Genomic DNA, 23282 nt, shown 5'->3' on the forward strand with positions numbered 1-23282 from the left:
GCATGACCTCTTTTATGGGCAGGATGTTGGCACACAGGCACAAAGGACGGCTTGCACGCACAGCGACAATTTTCCTCAAATTTTAGGCAAATTCGAAATGAAGCGTTTTGCCTTGGATTTGTTTCATATCGGGACGATTTTCGTCACCTCTTGATAACCATCTATCCTGCTGTTTCCATTGCGATTTTCTGGAATTCGGACGGCTCTACCACCGTCCACGATCCGCCGACGGCAGGCGTTCGCAGATAACCCTCCATTTACTATGGCGGCATTTGCCCGGGTTTTCGACCGCCGCGATCCCGATATTTGCCACGGGCCGGGCTTTGGTCGGCTCTGCCTTATCCATTCCTTAAACGCTGGATGAGAGTTTCGGAGCCAATCAAAACAATCTGCAAAAGCAGAGCTGTTCACGACGAGTGCGAGTGCGTTGAGTTGATGCCGATCAAGGCCAGATACGCTGAATTGCCTGGCGCGATTGCCGCCGGTTGCGAACGTATGGTCCATCCTTCCATTCTCGGGCAGAGCGGCCGCGAGCGCCAACGCCGTTTCATCGGCGTCATGCTGGCAGCGCCATTCTTCGCCGCCGGTGCCGCGGTCACGCTGGTCACATCGGGCATGGGCGCCGCTGTGACCATGGCCGCCATCTTCGCCGCCTTCGGCCTGTGCTGGTTCGTCGCCTTGCTGGTGGCGGCTACCGGCAAGATGGCCGCGGCGGCACCGGTTGCCCTTGCAATGGCGGCTGTTGCCCTTGGCGGTCTGATCGCCGCTGCCGGCGGGTTGAGCTCTCCCGTCGCCGTGCTTGCCGTGGCGCTGCCCTTCGAAGCCTGGTGGATCGGCGCTTCGCGGCGCGCGGCCCTGTGGGGAGCGGTCTCGGCCATTGCCGCCATTGCCCTTCAGCCTCTGGCCGCGGCCTTCTTGCCCTTCGCGGGCGCGCAGATCGCGGCCTGGCATTGGCTGGTGCCGCTGGCCTGGGCGCTGACGCTGATCCCGCGCCTGTCGGCGGTTGGCGATAGCGCCGGCGCCACCGATACGCTGGATGCCGGCGGTCGGCTGGAAGACATCATCGATGCGGTAATCCTGCGCGTCGCCCGCCATGGCGAGGTGCTCGATGCGTCCGACAAGGCACGCACGCTTTTGAAATTGCCGCCGGAACTCCTTTCCGGAACCGGCTTCTTCGACCGTGTCCATCTGTCGGACCGTGTCTCCTATCTCAGCGCGCTGGCCGATATGCGCGATGGTGCTGCCTCGCGCCGCCTCGAATTGCGCGTCAGGCTGCCCCAGAACGGCAACGGCCAGAATGATACGCGCCAAAGTGACAGTCGCTTGATGGCCGACAATTACCGGCCGTTCCTGCTCGAACTGCTGCGTGGCGAGGAGCAGAGCGACGTCTTCACGCTGGTGCTGCGCGAGAATGACGAGACTGCCCGGCTGCGTGAGGAACTGGCGCAGGCCAATGAGACGGCGGCAGCCGCGGAAGTGGCCAAGGGCCGGTTCCTGGCGGTGGTCAGCCATGAGCTGCGCACGCCGCTGAACGCCATCATCGGCTTCTCGGACATGCTGCTGCACGAGATGTTCGGCGCCTTCAAGGACCCGCGCCAGAAGGAATATGTCACCCTGGTGCGTGATTCAGGGCAGCATCTTCTGGCGGTCGTGACATCCATACTCGACGTATCGAGGATCGAATCGGGCGCCTACACGGCGGACCCGGAGCCGTTCCGGTTCATGGAAGCCGTCGACATGTGCCAGTCGATGATGCGGCTGCAGGCGCAGGCCAAGAACATCGACCTGCAGACGCAGATCGCTCCCGACGCCGGCGACATCAATGCCGATCGCCGCGCCGTGCAGCAGATGCTGATCAATCTCGTCTCCAATGCGATCAAGTTCACGCCCGACGGCGGCGATGTCGTCGTTGGCGCCAAGCGGATCGGTTCGCGCCTGCATTTCTGGGTCAGGGACACCGGCATCGGCATTGCCGAGGAGGATTTCGCCAATCTCGGCAAGCCCTTCACGCAGATCCAGAACGACTATACGCGCCGTTTCGAGGGGACCGGTCTTGGCCTGTCACTGGTGAAGGGGCTGGTGGCGCTGCATGAAGGCACCATGTCGATCGAAAGCATGCCGGGCGAGGGCACCACGGTGACCATCAGCCTGCCGGTCAACGGGCCGAAGGGGCGCCCGGCGAACGAGGCAGGGGTGCTGACGATGCCGGTGACGAGGGCGAAAGGGGACAGAAATGGCTCGCTCCGCAAAACAGCCTAAGGCGGTCAAACGCCGCAGCAACGCCTTCCAGGATGGCGCCATGGCCGTCGGCGGGATGATTTCGCGCAACCCCGTGCTGGTAGGCGGATCGACGGCATTCCTGGTGACGCTGTTCTATGTCTCGGCGAATGCGCTGTGGTATCAGCCTTTCCCGCATGCAGGGGCGTTCTTCGCCACCCGCAATTTCCAGGGCTTTCCGCACACTGCCTCCGACGAACCGGAGACCACGATCAACATCGTGCGGCCCAATGCGGCCCCTGCACCGATGAAGGGCGATCCGGTGGTCGAGCAGGTGCAAGGCATATTGAAGGACCTCGACTTCTATTCCGGCACGGTCGACGGCATTTCCGGCCCCAACACGCGCAAGGCCATACAGGCCTACCAGCAGAAGGTCGGGCTCAACGCTTCCGGCGAGATCGATGCCCTGTTGCTCGATCAGCTTGGCGCAACACCGAAGACCGCCTCCGTGCCCAAGCCGCAGCCGCGCCCGGATACGCAGGCTGCCGTTCCGGTGTCCCTGCAGACAAAGTCTGGGCAGACAAATTCCGGGCAGGCGAATGCCGGGCAGACGGATGCCGCCCCGATCCAGGGACCCGACCCCCGCATCGTCAAGATCCAGGCCGGGCTCAAGGCGTTCGGCAACGATGACATGCAGCTGGATGGTGTCGTCGGCGCGCGCACCAAGGCGGCTATCAAGGAATTCCAGTCGCTGTTCGGCCTGCCGCAGACCGGCGAGCCCGACGAGATCGTCTACGTCAAGATGCGCGAGATCGGTCTGACCAATTGAGGTCCGACCAACGAGGCCATAAACGACGGCTCGCCGAGCGGCGGAATTATCGGCAAGCAATTCCAGGGAAAGTGTGAGCGGTTTTCCCGGGAAAAGCGCGTAGCGCTTTCCCTAGGGAATTGCGTCAAAAACAAAGAGTTAGAGCAGATGGCCGTTTCCTTGAAACGGCCATCTGCTTTAGATAGCCCGCACGCTTTCGGAGCTTTCTTATGCGCGTCACATCGGATCTGTGGGTTTCTGCCTTGGTGCGCCGCGTTTTCGGCGCTGGCGGATTTGCCGCAGTGGTCAACCGTGGCGCGACCGAGGCCGGTGCTGTTTTCGTGCTGACGCGGGGCAGGCTGGGTGACGTCGCCCTCTACGGGCCGGCGCCGCAGACAAGTTACGATTCAGCCAAGCCAGACGACCGTTTCTTCAGCCTTCTCGCCGCCGGCGACGATCCGGCCGTGCTCGATGCCCGTCTGGAAAAGGAAAAGAAATTTGATCCCGACATCTGGGTGGTCGAGATCGAGGCCGGTACCGTTCCCGTCGAGGAGCTTATTTCCGTGAAGACGCCCTGAGGGCGAGGGCTGAGGCCTCGTCACTGTTCGACGCCTTGCGGCTGTCGCTGTTTGCGGGCGACGCGTCACGAACCATCCTGGAGAGTGCCTCGGCCTTCCATCCCCGCACCCGGTCCAGAGCCACATCGCGATGCAGCAGGCGGTAGCGGTCGAGATAGGTGCGGATGGCCTGCGGGTGCGGGAACAGGCTGGGGTAGATCGCGACCGTGATCAGGAAGGCCCTGTCTTCGCTGAAGTCGAGCGAGCGCAGCGCCGCGAGCAATGATGCATAGTTCTGGCTGGCAGTTAGCGAGCGCGCGGTCGAGAAATCAATGTCGAGCGCGTCCGCAAGCGCGGTCTGGAAGAAGGCGGCGTTTCCCGTCAACGCCGTCTCGCGCAGTTTGACATAGGTTTCCGAGCCGGGAAACGCATCGACCTTCGCCGCCGATGCTTCGTCACCGGTGCGCATCATGGAGCGCAGCCTGCGCCGCGCATTCTCGGCGGCAATGCCTGGAGATTGTTGCTCTGTCGCGCTGTGTTCGGCCGCCTCCGCAGTGACGACTGCGACGGCTGGTGCCGTGGGGGCTTGCACGTCTGGTTCCCGCACCCGCACCAGTGTCGGCCGTTCGAGCGCCCGGATCAGATCGGCGATGGTCGGGTTCAGGTCCTTGCGGCGCGCTATGGCGCGCGCATGCGGCAGCCCGTGCCGGCCGATCAGCGCGATGAGGTCGATATCGCTGACGGCGCGCGAACGGATCAGCAGCGGCGCGGCAATGTCGACCGGTTCCTCGCAGAGGCGCCGCACGAGTGCTGCGGGGGCATATTCGCATTCCGAAAGGGCGGCGGCCACATAGCGTCGCGATTCGACAGACACATCGTCGAACAGCGGCAGCGTCAGGTCTTCGAGCTGGCCGATCTCGCGGCGCGACGGGCGGGTCAGCGAGCAGAATGCCGACACCGCGGCGCGGAACAGCCTTTCGGCCTTGCCCGATTCCGTCCGTATCGCGATTTGCCTGAAGTCCGAAGATGACACGAACGATACCCGATACTCGATACACAGCCTGGGTCATGCTCAACCGGGACCATGTCGGTTTCGCGATTGCCAAGAACAAAGATCAAGTTAGCGGCGATCCGTTAGCGCTCCGTTAACCCTCTGCCGGCCTTAATGATATTTGGAGGCGTTGCGTTGTGCTCCGGGGAAACCGAGAGGAATGCGCGAATCATGGGCATGGTACTGTCTTTCGTGCCGCGTGCGGCACCGACCAATCGAGCCAAGCAAACCACCGAAATACCGGCGGCGGTGATCATCTTTCCCGGCATCCGCTATGAGCGGTCCAGCACCGGCGAAGCGCGGCCCGCTGGGCCTGACAAGCCGGGATCGCCGCGGACGCCGGTGCCGCATCACTGAGCCTTGCTGAAGCCTTTGGCCTGGTCCATCAGGCCGTCAGCTCAGGAGCTCTGAGCTAGAAATCCTGCAGCTCGCAGGAGCTTTGATCGAGAAAGCGCGACACGATCGGCTTCCAGCTGTCGTCCGGCACGAAGCTGCGGATGACGAAGATACCCTCGTCGATCGGCGCTTCGACGAAGATCGCCCCCTGCAGGCCCTCCGGCAAATCCTTGCGCACGTCGATCATCTGCGCCGGCGTCAGCACCACGGCATCAAGCTTGCCGCCGGTCGCCGTATGGTCGTTGAAGGAATAGATGTTGTGGCCGTTGCGGTCATAGACCGACACCGACCAGAAGGGGACGTTCCCCGGCGCCTTGATGCGGACCATGCCTTCCTCGAGGTCGAACCGGCAGGCCGTGGCATAAAACAGCGGGTCGACCGATTTCACCACCGGCGCGCCGCCCGCCTCGGCATCGAGCCGGTTCATCCGGTAGAGATCGGATGCCATGGACAGTCGTGACCAGGCGTCGCGCTCCGAAAATTCCGGCACCAGAAGCAGCACAACGATGTGCACGATGCCGGCACCCACCAGGCCGAGCAGCACGGCGTGGAAAAGACGGCGTAGCGTGGCCAGGACATTACGCATCGCAGCCGGCCTTCACGATCCTGGGCAGCGAGACGTCCGACAGGCCGGTGCTGCTGGCGATCGGCGTGTCGTAGAAGGTCAGGACGAAATACATCCGCCCAGAACCGTCGGTCAGCAGCCAGTTGCCGGGCATGGGGTGATGGCCGACCGAGATGGTCACCGAATTGTCGGCCCGGCGCAGCACCTCGTAGGACTGAAGTGCTGCAAGCCGCGGCTTGCCGGTTTCGACGACGCCGAGCGATTGGTCTGCGGCGTAGAGCGTCCAGAAGCGGGCGGTCGGGAATCCGCCCTCTATCCTGTAGCTGCATTCCCGCTTGAGTTGGTCGCCGGCAGCGTCATTTTCGGCGACGAAGGACAGGCCCTCTGCGCGGCCGAGCGCAAGCACGCCCTCGCGCGCCACGCGCGCCTTCGAGTAGGGGTCGGCCGCCGGTGTGCCGATGTCGGGGAAGGCCGTCCATTGGCCGATACGGATAGCGCTGACGCCGTCCTGGATCTTCAGCGCATACCAGACGCTGGCGCCGCCGCCGCCAATGGCTATGGCAAGCGAAAGCAGCATCAGGAAGGCGTTCTTGAGCATGAAGGGCCGCGTGCGCGAAGGATTGCCGTTCGGGGATATCGCGGCGCGGGGCCTTGTGGCAAGCGAGCGTGATGGATTTGCCTGTTGGCTTGGTCCGCGCCGAGGCCGAAGTCACAGCGCCGAGAGCGTTTCGGGCGAGGCGGCGGCGTCGAGTTTAGGGGCGGACTGGAACAGCTGCGTCATGTCCCTCAGCGTCTGCGTGGTTCGGCTGGACAGCACCGCCGGGCGTTCGGCTGCCGCGTCGGCCGCGGCTTCATCCTCGCTCTTCTTCTGCGCTTCAGCGGCCTTGGCCGCGATATCCTCGTCGACGAAAGGTTTGTCGATGCCGGGGATCGGCTTCAGGTCGATGTTCTGGTGCGCGTAGACCATCAGGCGCTGCCACACCATCGCCGGCAGCGAGCCGCCCGTCATGTTCTTGGTCGGGGTGAAATCGTCGTTGCCCAGCCACACGGCTGCCGTGTAGTTGCCGGTGAAGCCGACGAACCAGGCATCACGGTAGGATTGCGTCGTGCCGGTTTTGCCAGCGACGACGATGTTGGGAATTTGCGCGCGCCGCGCCGTGCCCATCACCGGCACGGCCGCCAGCATGGTGTTCATGGATTTCAGTGCCTGCTCGGACAGCACCCGGTGCGGCGGCGTCGCGTCCTTGGTCCAGTCATACACCACGTCGCCGGTGCGGGTGACGAGCTGGGTGATGCCGTGCCGGGAGCCGACAAAGCCGTTCTGGGCGAACACGCTGTAGCCCGTCGCCTGGTCCATCACGGTCATGCCCGAAGTGCCGAGCACCATCGTCTTGTGCGACTCGAGCGGCGATTCAACGCCCATCGCCTCGGCCATCGCCTTGATCGGCGCGATGCCGAGATGGTCCTTGGCCAGCCGCACCGGCACGGTGTTGATCGACTTGGCCATCGCCATGATCAGCGTGATGTTGCCAGCCGACTCGCCGCTATAATTGTGCGGTGACCAGTTGCCCCAGCTGATTGGCCCGCCGGAAATGATTGAGTTGGGCGTAAAGCCGTGCTCCATCGCCGTGGCGTAGACATAGGGCTTGAAGGAGGAACCGGTCTGACGCAGCGCCTTGGTGGCGCGGTTGAACTGGCTGGCGCCGTAGTCGCGGCCGCCGACGATCGCCCGCACCGCGCCATTGGTCTCGATGACCACCACGGCACCTTCGGTGACGTTGTACTCCTTGCCGAACTGGCGCAGATGGAACTCGACGGACTCTTCCGCCGCCTTCTGGATGTTGGCGTCGAAGGTAGTGTGGGCAACCAGCGAATGCTGGCCCGGCTTGGCGATCTTCTTGACCTCGTCGAAGGCCCAGTCGAGGAAATAGTCGGGGCTTTTCTGTTCGCCGCGATCGACGACGTCGGCCGGATGCAGCCTTGCCTGCAGCACCTGGCCTTCGGTCATGAAGCCGGAATCGACGAGGTTCGACAACACCACATTGGCGCGGGCGCGTGCCGCCGGCAGGTTGATGTGGGGGGCGTATTTGGTCGGCGCCTTGAACAGGCCGGCCAGCATCGCCGCCTCGGCGAGATTAAGATCCTTGACGCTCTTGCCGAAATAGAAGTCCGCCGCCGCCTCGATGCCGAACGTGCCGCCGCCCATATAGGCGCGGTCGAGATACAGCTGCAGGATTTCCTTCTTCGACAGATTGGCTTCGAGCCACAGCGACAGGAAGGCTTCCTTGATCTTGCGCTCGAAGGTGCGCTCATTGGTCAGGAACAGGTTCTTGGCCAATTGCTGAGTGATGCTCGAGCCACCCTGGACGACCGAGTTCGCCCGCACATTCTCGAAGATCGCGCGTGACAGGCCGAGCACGTCGATGCCGTAGTGGTCGAAGAAACGCCGGTCCTCGGTGGCCAGTACCGCCTTGATGACGTGATCGGGCATCTCGTCGACCGGCACGGAATCGCGCTGGATGATGCCGCGCTGGCCGATCTCGTTGCCATAGCGGTCGAGGAAGGTAACGGCGAAATCGCCCTGGGCGCGCCAGTCACCGGCCGTATCCTGGAACGCCGGGATGGCCAGCGCCAGCATCACCACGATGCCGCCGGCGCCGAGCGTGAAAGTTTCGCTCAAAATCTCGATGATGCCGCGCCGCCAGCCCTTGAGCCGAAAGCGCCGCGAGAAGATCGTCGCCGCTTCCCAGAACTGCCGCGCCTTGAACCCGATCTCGTAGAGCGAGGAATCGATCCAGGCGTCCAGCGCCAGAAGGCGCGACGCGATCGGACCTCTTCTCTTGCGCGGTTCAGGGCTGACCATTCAAAAACCCGGCTCGGCTGTGGCGTGACCTGAAAACCGCAAGCCGGCAATTTCAGGGCAGCGCCCTGTCGTGACTATTCATCCATTTTATGGGTGCCCACAAGGGCTGCGAGGACACAGCTGCAAGGTTTGTCGACGAGAGGGCAGGGGCAACCATGGTTGGCGACGGTCGCCACCTCGAAACCGCGCTTGGTCGGCTGACTGCGATCAGCCTGTCAGAGACGGGTGCAATGAATGGTCATCGCGGCGAGGCGGCCATGATGGCCGTCCGCAGCAGAACGTGTGCGCCGATCACTGCGTCGCCAGGTTCCACATACTCCGCCTCGTTGTGGCTAAGCCCGTCACGGCACGGCACGAAGATCATTGCGGCAGGCGCGACGCGGGCGAGGAACAGCGCATCATGGAAAGCGCCCGATATCATCTGCTTGTGCGCAAGCCCCAGGGAGCTGGCGGCCTCCTCGACGGTTTTGACCATATCGGGCGAGAAGGCCGCCCCGGGCATATCGAACGATCGCTTGATCATTGCCGTGCAATGCTGGGCCTCTGCTTCCGCCGCGCAGACCTGGCGGACCTCGGCCTCTATGACATCGAGCTGCTCTGCCCGCGGATGCCTGATATCGACGGTGAAGGCCACCGATTGCGGTATGGCGTTGATCGATCCCGGCCTGGCGGCGATCCGGCCCACCGTCAGCCGCGCGCTGCTGTCGAGCGGCATGATTGTCGTTTGCAGCCTGTGTATCGCGGAAATCGCGGCGACCATCGGGTCCCTGCGGTAGGCAAGGTCTGTCGTGCCCGCATGACCGGCAGTGCCCTGGATGGAGACTTCCAGCCAGCGCGTACCCTGGACGGCGGTCACGACACCGATCGGCAACTGCTGCTTTTCCAGTGATGGCCCCTGTTCGATATGCAGCTCGATATAGCCTGATATGGGCATGCCGGTTGGACGAAGGGCAGCCTCCGGCAAGGCGGTGATCGTCGCCTCCAGCTCGGCTGCGAGGAGCGCACCGTCGGCGCCGACAATGGATTCCCACGCGGCGGTATCCGCGCCTGTGAAGGCCATGGAGCCCATGACGCCTGGCGCGAAGCGGCTGCCCTCTTCATTGGCCCAGGCGACGACCTCGACCGGCATCCGGGTTTCAGCCTGCGCGTCCTCCAGCGCCTCGAGCACCTCGAAGGCGGAAAGCGTGCCGAGCGCACCGTCGAAGCGCCCGCCTGTCGGCTGGCTGTCGAGATGGCTGCCGATCAGAAGTGGCGGCAGCGTGGCATCCGTACCCTCGCGGCGAATGAAGAGGTTCGCGATACCGTCCTGAAAGACCGTGAAGCCGCGCCCCAGCGCCAGCTCCGCTAGCAGGCGCCGGGCCTTGCGATCCTCGACGCTGAACGCCTGCCGGTTGACACCGCCGGCTGGTGTCGCCCCGATCCCAGCGAAAGCATCAAGCCGCCCGAGCAGTCTGTCGCCGTCAATCCGAGGCGTCAAACTCATCGCTTGAGGCCACTGATGAAGGCCTTCACCCGCAGTGGATCGACTTGGTTCCACCAGACGCCATCATGTTTCAGCGAGCTGGCGACGATGACGCCGTCAACGATGTCGAGAATGTCGTTGGCATTTTCGGGCGTCACGCCGCTGCCAACAAGCGTCGGCAGCCCGGCCGCGTCTTTGATCATCCTGATGTAGCCGAGGTCGGCGGCGTGGCCGGTGCGTTGGCCGGTGGCGATCACCGCATCGGCATCGAAGAACACCAGGTCCTTGACCTGTTCCTCGACCGGCCGGTCGCCGACGATCGCATGGGCGCCATGCTTGACATGGGCATCGGCGAAGATGCGGATGCCGTTGGCGCGAAGCCTCGCGCGGAAGCGCATGGCACGCGCCGCCTCGCCTTCGATAAAGCCCTCATTGGCGACATAGGCGTTCGCCCACTGATTGACGCGCACGAAGGAGGCACCCGAGGCGCTGGCGATCGACAGCGCGGGGATGGAGGCATTGGCGAGCACGTTGATGCCGATCGGCCGGCCGATTTCCCTGCGGATGCGATCGGAGACGACGGACATGTAGGCGGAAGTTTCAGGGCCGATATCGTCCGGCTTGGCGAACGGCACGTCGCCATGGTTCTCGACGATCACGCCGTCGCAACCGCCATCGAGATAGGCTTTGGCATCGTCGAGGCCGCGCTGGTAGATGGCCTCGACCGCCTCGCCATCGTAGCGCGGCGCGCCCGGCAGGGGCGCCAGATGAACGACGCCGATCACCACTTTCTTTCGGCCGAAGATCGACTGCAGCGCGTCATCGGCGACCTGCTTGGAGCCGATGGAGTTGGGGGATTTTGTCATGCGGTTTCCGCTTCCGTCGTTTCCATGAGTATCTTCATCTCCTGCCTGTCGGGGCAGGAGCCGAGCGTGCCGGGGCGCCCGACCGAAATGGCCGCGGCTCGTACAGCGATCCGCGCTGCCGCGGCGAGGCTGATGCCAGCCGCAAGGAAGCCTGCGAGGCAGCCGCAAAAGACATCGCCCGCGCCGCTGGTGTCCACCACGTCCACCTTGGGCGCCGCGAACCGGTCGATCCGTCCTTCGCGGTCGGCAACCAGGCAGCCGGCCGCGCCAAGCGTCACGATCGTGCCCTCCGTGCCTTGACGGATCAATTCGCGGGCCGCCGAGGCTGCATCGCCGGTTCCGGTCAGTTGCTCTGCTTCGCCTGCGTTGACGACAGCGAGGCTGACGGCGTCCATACACGGTGTCGAACCGACCGCGAGCGGACTCGGATTGAGGATCGTCATGGCGCCCGCGCTGCGCGCCGCTTGCAGGCAGGATGTCGTCACATCGGGAAGAAGATTGCCTTGCATCACCACGATGTCGCCGTGTTCGATCGACGTCGCGAAACCGCCGTCGGCCAGTGGATCGAAGGCGGCGGCGCAGCTGGCGCCGGTGACGATGAGGTTTTCGCCCCGCACATCGACGATGATCGTCGACCGGTCGCTGGGCAGCGCCAGCACCGTCAGATGGCTGGCGTCGAGGTCGCGGCTCAGCCGTTCTCGTATCCAAAGGCCGGCGGTATCGTCGCCGATCGCCGCGCGGAAACAGACATCGGCTCCGGTGCGGGCGGCGGCCACTGCCTGGTTCGCCCCTTTGCCGCCAAGTCCGTCAACATGACTGGACGCGTTCAACGTCTCGCCAGGCCGCGGAAAGCGGCCCAGCTGAAACGTCGTATCGACGCAGACATTGCCGACGACATGGACGCGCATGGCTAATCCCTGGCTGTCGCCCAGCCCAGCATCTGTTCGAACAGCGTCTTGTAGCCAATCCAGGCGATGAAACCCGGCGGCAGCCAGTGCGGCCCGACATCCGATGTCCAGGCGACGGTGCGGCCCTTGCCATACTTGCCGGTCACCAGCAGCGGCATGGAATGGTAGTCGGAGGACACGGTGGCGAGGACTTCGGCGCCCTCCTTGACCATGACCTCGTTGAAGCCGAGCAGGATCGGCCAATCCTTGCCCAGGCCCTTCAGGATCGGATGGCTCTGAGGGCCGACAACGACCGGCGCATAGCCCTCGGGCACCTCGACGCGATCGTCCACCGGCAGGCAGGTCACCGGCAGAACGTCCTCGACCGGCGTCTTGTGGTAGCGTGCGCCGCCGTTGATGCCCTGGAAGCTGTAATAGCCGCCGAACATCAGCAGACCGCCGCCATTGCCGACATAGTCGCGCAGCAGCCGCAGCCGGTTCGGCGTCGGCTTGGAGTGAACCCAGGTGTCGGGGTGAAGCAACAGCGTGTTGGCGCCGAGATCGGAAAGCACCACGGCGTCATAGGCCGAAAGCGTCTCCATGGTCTGGGGAAAATTCCGCTGCGCCTCGTGCGCCGGCATGAAGGTGACATCGAACGGACCATCCTTCAGCGCCGCCAGCAGTTCATCGGCGCCGGTGTGATAGGTCACGGTCGGAAACTGGTCGAAGCCCTTGATGTGGGTCGCGGTCGAAACCCAGGACTCGCCGGCGAGAAGAACTTTCTTCCTGGACATGTAAACTCCCTGTTTTTTGCTGTGGCCGGCAGCTCAGAGGCTCGCGGCGAACACGGTCTTTGGGTTGTCGATGAGCATGCGGTCGATTGCCGATTGCTCGACACCATGGCGTTTCAGCCTTGGCACGAAATGTTTGAGGATGAAGCCGTAGCCGAAGCCGCCGAAGCGCGTCAGCATGATCTTCAGGAAGACGTCCTGCGACAGCAGGATCCTGTCGACCAGCCCCATGTCGATCAACGAACGGATCGCCTGCGCGTTCTGCTCGTCGGAAGGCGATTGCGCATCCTGGTCGGCATAATAGAAATCCATGCCGATCATGTCGTATTCCAGGAAGGCGCCACGCGCGGCGAGGCTTCTCTGGTAGGCAAGGTCATTGTGGCTCGGATTCATATGGCAAAGGATCGTATGTCTCAGATCCGCGCCTTCGGCTTCGACCACGTCGAGCACGTCATGCGCCAGCCGTTCCCAGCCGGGCAGGTGGATGGTCAGCGGGACGCCGGTGATCCTGGCCGCGCGCGCTGAAGCCCGCAGTGATTTGCGTTCCTCTTCGGTGAAATCCTTGCTGATGCCGACTTCGCCGATGATGCCGGCCATGATTTCGGGCTGCGTCGAGCCGCCGCCGACATCGTTGACGAGAAATTCCGTAGCGGCATCGACGTCCATCGCCTTCAGCCAGTCCGGATGGGTGTGCTGCAGATAGAAGCCCGTGCCCATGACGATGCGCAATCCGGAGGCGCGGGCAATACGTGCCAGCTTCACCGGATCGCGGCCGATGCCGATATTGGTCGCGTCGACAACCGTATGGCCGCCCAGCGCCCGGTACCTGGCGAGCTCGGAAAGCGCCAGGTCGCTGTCGTCGAGCGAGACATTGTCGCGGTTCATGTAGGGGTTCATCCGCAATTCGCCGATGATCTCCATGCTGACCGGCTGCTCGGCGATCTTCCTGTCGTCGGGATGGCAGGGGCATTTCCAGGATGTCGAGCCATCGAGCAGGATATGCTCGTGCATCAGCGTCACGCCCATGTCGGCGATCGCGACCGGGCCGGTAACGGTCATCACGGTCCCGGAGCGAACACCGATCGGCACTCTTTGCCTTGGCCTGTTGTCGAACAAATGATCCATGTCAGCGGCTCCGCGTCGCGCCCTTGAACAGGCGGAAATTCAGCCAGATGGCAACGAGGATGATAGTGCCGGTGACGATCGGCGTCAGGAAGGGCGACATGTGCGCCAGGATCAGGCCGTTGCCGATGACCGCGACGGTCAATGCGCCGAGCACGGTGCCGATGATCGTACCGCGCCCGCCGAACAGGCTGGTGCCGCCAAGCACCACGGCGGCGATGACATCGAGCTCGAAACCCTGGCCGGAATTGGACGAGCCGGAGCCCAGCCGCGCGGCCAGAATGACACCGGCCGACGCTGCCGCCATGCCCGACAGGACATAGACGAAGAGTGTCATGAAGCGCGTATCGACACCGGCGCGGCGCACAGCCTCGGCGTTGGCCCCGATGCCGGTCACATAGCGGCCGAACGGCGTCTGGTTGAAGGCGAGATAGGCGATGGCCAGGACGACAAGGGCGAGCAATGCGGGTACCGGCACACCGAGGAACCAGGCCCTGCCGATGTTGACGAAGAAGCTCGTCGGCTCGACCGGGATCGAATAGCCGCCGGTGATCAGCAGTGCCACGCCGCGGATGACCGAGAGCCCGGCAAGCGTGACGATAAAGGCCGGGATGCGCTCATAGGCGATGAAGAAACCCTGCAAGGCGCCGATCGCCGCGCCAAGCGCCAGCATGCCGACAACGACCAGCGGCCATGGCAGGCCGGCCTGCAGCGCAACGGCCGAAAGTGTCGCCGTCAGCGCCAGCACGGACCCCACCGAAAGATCGATGCCTCCGGTGGTGATGACGAAGGTCATCGCCGCCGCAACGATCAGCAGCGGCGCTGATTGGCGCACGATGTTGAGCAGATTGGGCGTCGTCAGGAAGGAACCGGTGACCAGCGAGAAGACCACGCAGACGACGATGAAGAACAGCGCGATGGAGACGACGCTGCCATTGGCTGTCGCCACATCCTTCCAGGTGCTGTTGTGGGCGCGTTTGGGCTGCGAGGCGCCAACACCGGCGGAGGTGACGTTCATGGCTGTACCCCCTCGTCGCGGCTGGCGCGTGCCGAACGCGCGGTGAATTTCCGGCCGACGATCAGGTTGACGACCTCCTCGATGCTGGTGTCGCCGATCCTGCGTTCGGCAACGTTGCGGCCCTCATACATGACCTGGATGCGGTCGCAGACCAGGAACAGGTCTTGCAGCCGGTGCGTGATGAGGATGACGCTGACGCCGCGGGCGCTGACGGCGCGGATGAGTTCCAGTACCGCCTCGACTTCCGCCACCGCAAGGGCGGCTGTCGGTTCATCCATGATGAGCACCGATGGATCGAAGGAGGCGGCGCGGCCGATGGCGATCGACTGGCGCTGGCCGCCGGACAGGTTCTCGACCTTGAGCCTGGTGTCGGCGATGACGATGCCGAGCCGGTCGAGCATCTCGCGCGTCTGTTCATGCATGCGTCTGTTGTCGAGAAAGGGGACGCCGAGCACGTGGCGGCGAGGCTCGCGGCCGAGGAAGAGATTGCCGGCCACATCCACCGTGTCGCAGAGCGAAAGGTCCTGGTAGACCATCTCCACCCGAGCGGCGCGGGCATCGGCCGGCGAGGAAAAGGACACGGCCTTGCCATCGATCTCGATAATGCCGGAATCCGGAATGACCGCGCCGGACAGAACCTTGCTCAGGGTGGATTTGCCGGCGCCATTGTCGCCGACCAGGCCGAGCACCTCGCCAGGTTTCAAGTTCAGCGAAACATCATCCAGCGTCTGGATAGGGCCGTATCGTTTGGAAATACCGGTCATCCTGACGCGGCAGGTCTCGCCATCGCTCATCATGGTTCCAGTTCTCAATGCGGCATATTCAATCGGTCGCCGGGCTGCGCAACGACCACTAAGTCGATGCGCGGCCCGGCGGTCTGGGGAGGATCTTACTTGAACATGTCCTTGAACTGGCCGACATTTTCCTTGGTCACGATGGTGATCGGAACATTGATGATCGGATCGATCTTCTCGCCCTTCTTGAGCTTGCCGAAGGCTTCGATGGCAGCCTTGCCTTCACCGGCCGGATCCTGCTGGACGACGGCGATTACCCAGCCCTCTTCGAGGCCTTGCACCGCGGACTTGGTCAGGTCCCAGCCAAACACCTTGACGTCGCCGGTACGGCCCTGGCTGGTGACGGCCGAAACGGCGCCGAGCAAGGCCGGCTCGCCGGTCGCATAAAGCGTCGTCATGTCGGCATTGGCCGTCATCAGGTTTTCGGAGGCCGACAGCGCCACGTCCTGTACGTTCTGGCCATCGACCGTGTCGAGGAAAGTCACCTTCTGGCCGCTCTCGGTGACAGCCTTCTTGAAGCCGTCCAGGCGCTGGTTCTGGATGAACGAATTGAGCGCGCCGACAACGCCGATCTTGGCGGTTCCGTTCAGCTTGGTCTTGACGTATTCGGCGTAGAATTTGCCGATATCCTCGCCAGCCTTGGTGTTGTCGACGCCGACGAAGGCGACATTGTCGCCATTCGGAATCTGCGCGTCGATGGCAATCACCGGAATACCGGCGGCCTTGGCAGCGGTGATCGCGGGCTTCACGCCGTTGACATCGATGGCGACGAGAATGATGCCGTCGACCTTCTGGGTGATGTAGTTCTCGATCGCGTCGTTTTGCGCGCTCGGCACATTGTTGGCGTTGAAGATGACGAGGTCGACGCCGGCGGCCTTTGCCGCGGCCTTGGCGCCGTCATTGATCTGGTTGAAAAACAGGGCCTGCTGGTTGATGGTGACCAGCGCATAGGTTTCGGCCATGGCCGAGGCGGAGCCAAGCGCGAGGGTCATGGCGATGGCTGCGGCGCAGCCTGAAAGGATCTTGATAAGACGCATTCCGGTTCCCCTTGGTTTTGCGGAAAAGGCCCTTGATCGGGCTCATCTGGCGCTGAGCGCAGATGCATAATTCAAGATACTTGATTTCTTGTCAAGTGACTTGAATTAGCGTCTGCGAAAGGAGAAGGGGGCTGGCCAGATCAGAATGTCGCCGGCGTATTCACCCAGAAAATGCTGGCGCGTTCGTCGCCGACATTGCGGTACCAGTGCGGCAGTTCCGAGTTGAAAACGAAGGAATCGCCGGCGGACAGGCGAAACGTCTTTTCACCGACCATCAGTTCGATGGCGCCTTCCAGCAGATAGCCGACTTCCTCACCGGCATGCTGGATTGGACCGGCGCTTTCACCGCCCGCCTCGATATGATGGATGTTGCACTGCAGAAGGTGGCCCGGCGAATAGGGAATGACGCGTTCCAGCGATATGCCTTCGCCGCGCCTGAGCGGATCGAGCGCGATCAACGGCCGTGCTCCGGCGCGAAAGACGATGCCTTCCTCGCCATCGGCCTCCTCGAACATCCAGCCAATGTTGGTGCCGAGCACCTCGACCAACCGGTGAAGCATGGGTAGCGAGGGTGAGACCTTGCCGTTCTCGACCTTGGAAAGCAGGCTTTCGGAGCAGTTGGCGGCGGCGGCGAGCGCCTTCAAGGTCAGGCCACGCGTCTGCCGGGAGAGCTTCAACCTTGTACCGAGCCGTACCAGGTTGGTGGCGGTAGAGCGCTCGTCGCCGCCCTTGCTGTTGTGGGTATCGATCTTGTTCATTGGGGGGCGCGAACATCTCCGCTGGTCGGGCTGACTCGTAAAACCGATCCCGGGCGTTGTCCATCCTGTGAAAAACGGACGATGCATCGGATCGAGCCAAGAACCCGTCCAGGGCAGTCTCCGCGCCCCGCCGTATAACACCGGCGGGGCGGTGATCCCTTACGCTGCTTCGCGCTTCAAGGCCTGCGCCATGCAGTGGATGCCGCCGCCGGTCTTGGAGATCTCGCTCATGTCGACGGCCGCGACCTCGAAGCCGCGCGCCTTGAGCTGGCCGATCAGCGTCTGGCTGGAGGTCGGCGCGATCACCCGGTCCTTGCCGAGCGACATGAAGTTGCAGCCGAGCGCCATCGTGTCCTGGAAGGGAACATCGATGATCTCGTGGCCCTTGCCCTTCAGCCAGTCGACGATGCCGGGCTCGGTGCAGGCGAGGCAGACCGCGGTCAGCTTTTCGGCGATCGGCACCACCATCAGGTCGATATGGACGTAATACTCGTCGATGAAGGCGATGCGGGTTTCCCAGCCCTCCTTCTCGAACCAGGCCTGCACCTGGCGGGCACCTTCTTCCTGGGTGCGGGCGCCGCCGCAGCCGATCAACACCACGCCGTCCTCGATGACGTTGAAGTCGCCGCCCTCGAAGGTGCCGGCCGTGACCATGTCGTAGATCGGGATGCCGAGCTTTTCATACGTACGGATGGCGGCATAATTTTCGCCGCGCCGCCACCAATTGGCCATGGCGGTGATGATGGCGCCGTAAGGCGTCATGACGCTGGAATCGCGGGAATAGACCTGCATCGGCAGTTCCGGCGTCGGCTCGTGCCAGTGGATGTTGACGCCGAAATGCTCATAGGCTGCGACCAGGTCCTTGTGCTGCGCCTGGGCGATCTGGACGTTGCAGGGCGCCTCGCGCAGATGCTTGCGCGACAGCGAACTGGTCGACAGATGCCGCAGGAAATTCGGCGATCCGAGCAGCACGTCGGTCAAGACGTCGGTTTCGTTGGCGAAGCCCCATGATGTCAGCGGCTTGGTGCCGCCGGCCGGATTGCGGCGCTGCAGCGAAAACGGCTCGGCGACGATGCGATCATGAACGGTCATGCGGTTCTCCTCGTGGGCTTGCTCTCAAGAGTTGGTCGGGGGCCATGCATGGCTTGGGATCCACCAGTCGCGGCCGCGCGCGGTGGTGACATATTCCGGCCAGCGGAAGTTGATCGGCGGTTCGTAGTCGCAGAGTGGCGCGATCCAGTTCGTGCCGCCAATGCCGCCGCCGGTGCGGGTGACGAACTCGTCCATCGCCGTATCGCGAGCGGTCTTGTCTTCGAGTAGGCGCAGCGCCGCCAGCGCAACGGTCTTGGCAGCGCAGGTGACCATCGGGTCGATGGTGGCGGAAATGCCGCCCAGCGCATTCATCACCCAGGAAGGATAGGCATGGCCATCTGCCGAACGCAGCGCCGGACGGGCGACGTAAAAGCGCGCGGTCGGTGCGTGCCAGCTCATGTCGGTATAGTCGTCGGAGGTCGAATTCACCTGCGAGGGCGGCAGGTCGCGGCGCAGGATCGCTTCCGCTTCCTTTGGTGCGATCAGCCGCTCCAGTTCGTCAATGAACGGGTTCTCGGTCGCGGTGCCACCGGCATTGACCTGGATTTCGCGCCCGATCGCCCTGGCGGCCTCGTCCCAGCGGGGCGGCCCGACCGTCGACAGCGCTTCATAGGCGATCTCGGCCATGGCGTGATTGGCCAGCCCGGGCCGTGATTTCGACACCCAGTGGCGCTCATAACGGCAGCCGCTGATCGCCGCCGCCGCTGCCGCATTGCGCTCAAGCACGGCGGTGACCTGCTCGGCCATACGAAGCGTCGGCACGCGGATCATGTACTGGATCTCGGCCAGCCCCGCCGGCAGATTGTCGGCGGTGGCCTGGCCCGCCGTCAGGATCGCCTCGCTGATCGACCAGCCGCCCTGATGCGGCAGCATGGAATCGCGCAGCGCCTTGGACGCCATGTACATCGTCATCAGCGCGTCGTTGGCGCCGGGCGCGCGGACCGCCGAATGCGCCTGCGGGATCGGTGCGCCATCGCCTGCACGAACCCAGTTCTCGGGTTCGTCGCAAACAAAGCGGTAGATCATGGCGTAGGCGGCGCCGCAATGCGTGTCCCAGCGCGCGGTGTTGCAGAGCGGCAGCATGTAGAACGGGTGGAAGGAGATCATGCCGGCAAGGCCGTCATAATAGCCCTTCGCTGCATGGATCGGCTTCGAGCCGCGCACCTTTTCGGCCGGTTCGCCGGTAAAGCGCAACGTGCCTGGAATGCCGTGGTGCTGCATCGCCGCCTTGGTGGCCAGCAGGCCGCCGAGGCTTGCCATGCCCAACCCCGAATGCGGATCGGTGTGGCCGCCGGCCTCGACGCCAAGGCCGGGCCGCGGCTGCTTCACCGTCACCGCGTCCTGGCAGTTGCCGGGCACGGCATCATACTCGGCATACAGGCCGATCGTCGGTCCGGCGCCATTCGTCCAGTGGGCGCAGAAGGCGGTCGGCATGCCGCCGGAACCTTCCTCGACGGTAAAGCCTTCCCGCTTCAGTCGCTCCACATACCACGCGGCGGACTGATATTCGCGCCAGGCGGTCTCGCCGAAATCGAAGATGGTGCGCGTCCACGCCGACAGCAGCGGCTGGATGCCGTCGAGGCAGGCAAGGGCGGTCTCTTGCGCCGATGTCGTCACCGGTTTGTCCATGCATCAAAGAAAGCAGTGAAGCGGCTCGCCAAAAAGTGATATGTTTTCCCGGTTCATGCAAATTCGGTTCACCTCTTGAGAATTCCATCCACACAGGCGCTGCGCGCCCTCGACAGTTTCGCCCGCCACGGCAGCGTCTGGCGTGCTGCCGACGAACTGCACCTCACCCGCAGCGCGGTGAGCCACCAGTTGCGGCTTTTGGAACGCGATCTCGGCTTCGACCTGCTGCAGCGCATCGGCAAGGGGGTGGCGCTGACGCCGCGCGGCCAGCGCTACGCAGCCGATGTCAGGAAGGCGCTGACCGTGCTCGGCGATGCGGGGGCGCAAAACAGCGGCGCCGGCGTCGGCGGTTCTTTCGCCATTTCCTGCCCGCCCGGCTTCGCCTCGATGTTCCTGTGCAGCCATATTGGCGAATTCCAGCAGATGTACCCGGACGTGGCGCTCTCGGTGCTGACGCCGCGTCGTCTCGACGACGTCAGCAATCCCGAGGCCGACGCCTTCATCGCCTTCGGCGTCGGCAACTGGCCGAACCGGGTGGTGGAACTGCTCTGCGAAGTTCACTTCACGCCGCTCTGCAGCCCGACATTGCTCAACAAGGTCGGCGGCTTTTCCAAGCCGGCGGACGTGCTGCGCGCCAACCTGCTGCATCTCGGCGATACCGAGGACTGGGCGCGCTGGCTGGCTCTGTCCAAGGTGGAAAACCCGGATACCGAAGGCGGTATCTTCTTCTCCGACATGAACCTGGTCTTCTCGGCGGCGGTCGCCGGCCAGGGAATTGCCATGGGCGACGAGCTGACCGGCCGCCGGGCACTGAGCGAAGGCCGGCTGGTCAAGCCGTTTGAAGCGTCCGTGCCCTCGCCACGCTCCTATTTCCTGGTCTTCGAACACGCCAAGGCCGGCCATCCCGTGCTCAACGCCTTCAGCGACTGGCTCAGGGCAAAGCTGTCGGAGAACAGGCTCTAGCCCTATTGAGCACCGCTCCTTTTCGCCAGACGTGAATCAAATTTGCCGATCAGGCGAAAACTATTCGGTTGCGGTGAGCCGCCGGCCTGCCTACGATTTCACCTGGGACTGAGGAAGAGGCAGGATGCAGCAACCCGGCCGGGCCGCAGAGATCAAGGCAATTGGAATCGGCAAGAGCTTCGGCTCGTTCCGTGCGTTGGACAATCTGTCGCTCAATATCGGCCGCGGCGAGTTCCTGACGCTGCTCGGCCCCTCTGGCTCGGGCAAGACCACCTTCCTGATGATCCTGGCCGGCTTCGTGCAGCCGACCGAAGGCAAGCTTTTCAGCGACGGCACCGACATCACCGACCGCCCGGCCGAGCAGCGCGCCGCCGGCATGGTGTTCCAGGGCTATGCACTGTTCCCGCATATGAGCGTGGAGGCCAACATCGCTTTCCCGCTCAAAGTGCGCAAGAAATCGGCCGCCGACATCAAGAAGCGCGTCGGCGAGATGATCGAGCGCGTCGGCCTGATCGGCCATGAGAAGAAACTGCCCTCGCAGCTCTCCGGCGGCCAGCAGCAGCGTGTCGCGCTGGCCCGCGCATTGGTGTTCGAGCCGGGCGTACTTTTGCTCGACGAGCCGTTCTCGGCGCTGGACAAGAGCCTGCGTGGCCAGATGCAGGCCGAGATGAAGCGCCTGCACCAGGAAACCGGCACCACCTTCGTCTTCGTCACGCACGACCAGAGCGAGGCCCTGGCGCTGTCCTCGCGCGTCGCCATCTTCAACCACGGCAAATTGCTGCAGGTCGGCGCGCCGGACGAAGTCTACGACCGGCCGGACAACCGCTTCGTCGCCGAATTCCTCGGTGAAATCAACATGCTGCCGCTGAAGGGGGTCAAGCCCGCCGACAATGGTTCGACAGGCCTTTGCGAAGACCGCGCGGTCAATATGCACTGCAAGGCCGAGAAGGTCCGTGGTGACGCCATCCTCGCGATCCGGCCGGAGCACATGTCGATCGCGCGCGAAGCGGCCGCCGGCGAGAACGGCATTGCAGCGACCGCCATCGCCTCCACCTATCTCGGCGCGGCGACCAAGCTCGACCTGACCACGCGCCAAGGCGCGAAGGTGACGGTCTCGGTGCCGAACGAGGTTGCCGCCGCGGCACTCAGCAAAGGCAATTCCGTCTGGCTGACCTGGCCGGCGGAAAAGGGTTTCCTCCTTCCGGACGGAGGACAATGAGCATCGGCGCGGCCTGACCTGCCGCACCGGTTTCCGGACTGAAATCAACGAAAACAAAGGGGAACTGACATGAACGACACCAAAAAACACGCCATCGACACGCTGTCCGAAAGGACCAGACGCGGCGAGATCTCACGCCGCCAGTTCACGCAGCTGGCGGCCCTCGTGCTCGCCGGCACGCCGATGCTGCTGCGCTCGACCGGAGCCTTTGCCGCGGCCAAGGAACTGGTGCTGGTCAATTGGGGTGGCGACGCCATCACCGCCTATGACGCGGCCTATGGCCAGGCTTTCACGAAGGACACCGGCATCACCGTCAAGATGGACGGTTCAGGCCCGACCGAAGGCGCCATCTCGGCGCAGTTCAAGAGCGGCGCGCCGACCTGGGACCTGGTCGACGTGGATCCGTTCTCGGCGATCACCCTCGGCGCGCAGGGCGCGCTCGAGCCGATCGACTACAAGATCGTCGACAAGACGAAAATGCGGCCCGGCTTTGGCTGGGAATATGCCGCCTCGACCTACTTCTTTTCCTATGTCATCGCCTATGATTCCGAGAAATACGGCAAGGACGCCCCGACCGGCATGGCCGACTTCTTCGACGTGAAGAAGTTTCCCGGCAAGCGCTCGCTCTACAAATGGGGTGTATCGAGCTGGGAAGCGGCGCTTTTGGCCGACGGCATCGCGCCGGCTTCGCTCTACCCGCTCGACCTCAAGCGGGCGCATGACAAGATCGCCGCCTTCAAAGAGAACGTCGTTGCCTACTGGGGCGGCGGCGCCGAGAGCCAGAGCGTGCTGCTCAACGGCGAAGCCTCGATGGCCATCGTCTGGTCGACCCGCGCGTCGCTGATCGAGCAGGATTCTGGCGGCAAGATCAAGTTCATCTGGGACCAGGGCCTGATCTCGCCCGGCGCGCTGGCCGTGCTCAAGAACAATCCCGGCGGCAAGGACGCGGCGATGAAATTCATCGCCAGCGCACAGGATCCGCAAAAGCAGCTCATCATGTTCGACAAGCTCGGCCAGGGCCCGGCCAATCCGGCGGCCGATGCGCTGATCCCGGCCGACAAGAAGCGCATCAACCCGGTCGACCCCGAAAACATGAAGAAGCAGATCGCGCTCGACATGGATTGGTACGCCAAGAACTACGGCGCAGCGCTCGACGAATACACCAAGATCATCTCCGCCTGATCGGC

The 23282-nt window shown here is 63.7% G+C and carries 22 protein-coding genes; 7 read left to right on the forward strand and 15 right to left on the reverse strand.

What is annotated here, in order from left to right; all coding sequences use genetic code 11:
- Positions 1-495: 495 nt before the first annotated feature.
- From MAFF_RS31185 to MAFF_RS31195, 3 genes are all read left to right on the forward strand, one after another.
- Positions 496-2259 carry a sensor histidine kinase gene (locus tag MAFF_RS31185; protein WP_044551557.1) on the forward strand — a complete coding sequence of 588 codons (1764 nt, stop codon included), beginning with the start codon at positions 496-498 and terminating at the stop codon, positions 2257-2259.
- The gene (locus MAFF_RS31190) at positions 2234-3046 is read left to right on the forward strand and encodes a peptidoglycan-binding domain-containing protein (protein WP_010915018.1); all 813 of its coding nucleotides are present in this window, start codon (positions 2234-2236) and stop codon (positions 3044-3046) included. The genes MAFF_RS31185 and MAFF_RS31190 overlap by 26 nt, the downstream gene beginning before the upstream one ends.
- A gap of 209 nt (positions 3047-3255) precedes the next feature.
- Positions 3256-3603, forward strand: coding sequence for a DUF1491 family protein (locus MAFF_RS31195; RefSeq protein WP_010915019.1), 348 nt, complete (start codon positions 3256-3258; stop codon positions 3601-3603).
- On the opposite strand, the gene MAFF_RS31200 is transcribed toward MAFF_RS31195, so the two are convergent.
- Positions 3581-4615, reverse strand: a complete 1035-nt coding sequence (locus MAFF_RS31200; RefSeq protein WP_010915020.1) for a hypothetical protein — start codon at positions 4613-4615, stop codon at positions 3581-3583. The genes MAFF_RS31195 and MAFF_RS31200 overlap by 23 nt on opposite strands.
- A gap of 189 nt (positions 4616-4804) precedes the next feature.
- On the opposite strand from MAFF_RS31200, the gene MAFF_RS31205 reads away from it, so the two are divergent.
- Entirely contained in the window at positions 4805-4990 is a 186-nt protein-coding gene (locus tag MAFF_RS31205) for a hypothetical protein (RefSeq protein WP_056563609.1), read from the forward strand.
- A gap of 55 nt (positions 4991-5045) precedes the next feature.
- Here MAFF_RS31205 and MAFF_RS31210 read toward each other — a convergent pair whose 3' ends face one another.
- From MAFF_RS31210 to MAFF_RS31275, 14 genes are all read right to left on the reverse strand, one after another.
- Positions 5046-5615 carry a DUF1254 domain-containing protein gene (locus MAFF_RS31210; protein WP_010915022.1) on the reverse strand — a complete coding sequence of 190 codons (570 nt, stop codon included), beginning with the start codon at positions 5613-5615 and terminating at the stop codon, positions 5046-5048.
- Positions 5608-6192, reverse strand: a complete 585-nt coding sequence (locus MAFF_RS31215; protein ID WP_010915023.1) for a DUF1214 domain-containing protein — start codon at positions 6190-6192, stop codon at positions 5608-5610. Before MAFF_RS31215 ends, MAFF_RS31210 begins: the two co-directional genes overlap by 8 nt.
- Positions 6193-6303: 111 nt before the next feature.
- Entirely contained in the window at positions 6304-8457 is a 2154-nt protein-coding gene (locus MAFF_RS31220) for a transglycosylase domain-containing protein (protein ID WP_010915024.1), read from the reverse strand.
- A gap of 238 nt (positions 8458-8695) precedes the next feature.
- Entirely contained in the window at positions 8696-9940 is a 1245-nt protein-coding gene (locus tag MAFF_RS31225; protein WP_010915025.1) for a Zn-dependent hydrolase, read from the reverse strand.
- Positions 9937-10785, reverse strand: coding sequence for a BtpA/SgcQ family protein (locus tag MAFF_RS31230; RefSeq protein WP_010915026.1), 849 nt, complete (start codon positions 10783-10785; stop codon positions 9937-9939). Before MAFF_RS31230 ends, MAFF_RS31225 begins: the two co-directional genes overlap by 4 nt.
- Positions 10782-11693, reverse strand: a complete 912-nt coding sequence (locus MAFF_RS31235) for a ribokinase (RefSeq protein ID WP_010915027.1) — start codon at positions 11691-11693, stop codon at positions 10782-10784. Before MAFF_RS31235 ends, MAFF_RS31230 begins: the two co-directional genes overlap by 4 nt.
- Before the next feature lie 2 nt (positions 11694-11695).
- Positions 11696-12466 (reverse strand): glutamine amidotransferase, encoded by a 771-nt coding sequence (locus tag MAFF_RS31240; protein ID WP_010915028.1) that lies wholly within the window; start codon positions 12464-12466, stop codon positions 11696-11698.
- Positions 12467-12499: 33 nt separating this feature from the next.
- Positions 12500-13588, reverse strand: a complete 1089-nt coding sequence (locus MAFF_RS31245; RefSeq protein ID WP_010915029.1) for a phosphotriesterase family protein — start codon at positions 13586-13588, stop codon at positions 12500-12502.
- 1 nt (position 13589) lies between these two features.
- On the reverse strand, positions 13590-14603 hold the full coding sequence (locus MAFF_RS31250) for an ABC transporter permease (protein ID WP_010915030.1): 1014 nt from the start codon (positions 14601-14603) through the stop codon (positions 13590-13592).
- Positions 14600-15400 carry an ATP-binding cassette domain-containing protein gene (locus MAFF_RS31255; protein WP_425280323.1) on the reverse strand — a complete coding sequence of 267 codons (801 nt, stop codon included), beginning with the start codon at positions 15398-15400 and terminating at the stop codon, positions 14600-14602. Before MAFF_RS31255 ends, MAFF_RS31250 begins: the two co-directional genes overlap by 4 nt.
- Positions 15401-15492: 92 nt before the next feature.
- Complete coding sequence (locus MAFF_RS31260) at positions 15493-16434, reverse strand: ABC transporter substrate-binding protein (protein ID WP_010915032.1); 942 nt, start codon at positions 16432-16434, stop codon at positions 15493-15495.
- Positions 16435-16574: 140 nt separating this feature from the next.
- Positions 16575-17192, reverse strand: a complete 618-nt coding sequence (locus tag MAFF_RS31265) for a cupin domain-containing protein (protein ID WP_010915033.1) — start codon at positions 17190-17192, stop codon at positions 16575-16577.
- Between the two features lie 159 nt (positions 17193-17351).
- Positions 17352-18284, reverse strand: coding sequence for a dimethylarginine dimethylaminohydrolase family protein (locus MAFF_RS31270; protein ID WP_010915034.1), 933 nt, complete (start codon positions 18282-18284; stop codon positions 17352-17354).
- A 24-nt stretch (positions 18285-18308) separates the two neighbouring features.
- On the reverse strand, positions 18309-19913 hold the full coding sequence (locus MAFF_RS31275; RefSeq protein ID WP_010915035.1) for a hypothetical protein: 1605 nt from the start codon (positions 19911-19913) through the stop codon (positions 18309-18311).
- A 75-nt stretch (positions 19914-19988) separates the two neighbouring features.
- Between MAFF_RS31275 and MAFF_RS31280 the strand changes: the two genes are divergently transcribed.
- The 3 genes from MAFF_RS31280 (at position 19989) to MAFF_RS31290 (ending at position 23277) form a co-directional block, all read left to right on the forward strand.
- Positions 19989-20876 carry a LysR substrate-binding domain-containing protein gene (locus MAFF_RS31280; RefSeq protein ID WP_010915036.1) on the forward strand — a complete coding sequence of 296 codons (888 nt, stop codon included), beginning with the start codon at positions 19989-19991 and terminating at the stop codon, positions 20874-20876.
- A 124-nt stretch (positions 20877-21000) separates the two neighbouring features.
- Positions 21001-22095 (forward strand): ABC transporter ATP-binding protein, encoded by a 1095-nt coding sequence (locus tag MAFF_RS31285; RefSeq protein ID WP_010915037.1) that lies wholly within the window; start codon positions 21001-21003, stop codon positions 22093-22095.
- Between the two features lie 69 nt (positions 22096-22164).
- Entirely contained in the window at positions 22165-23277 is a 1113-nt protein-coding gene (locus MAFF_RS31290) for an ABC transporter substrate-binding protein (RefSeq protein ID WP_010915038.1), read from the forward strand.
- Positions 23278-23282: the final 5 nt, after the last annotated feature.

This window comes from Mesorhizobium japonicum MAFF 303099, from assembly GCF_000009625.1.
Lineage (GTDB): Bacteria > Pseudomonadota > Alphaproteobacteria > Rhizobiales > Rhizobiaceae > Mesorhizobium > Mesorhizobium japonicum.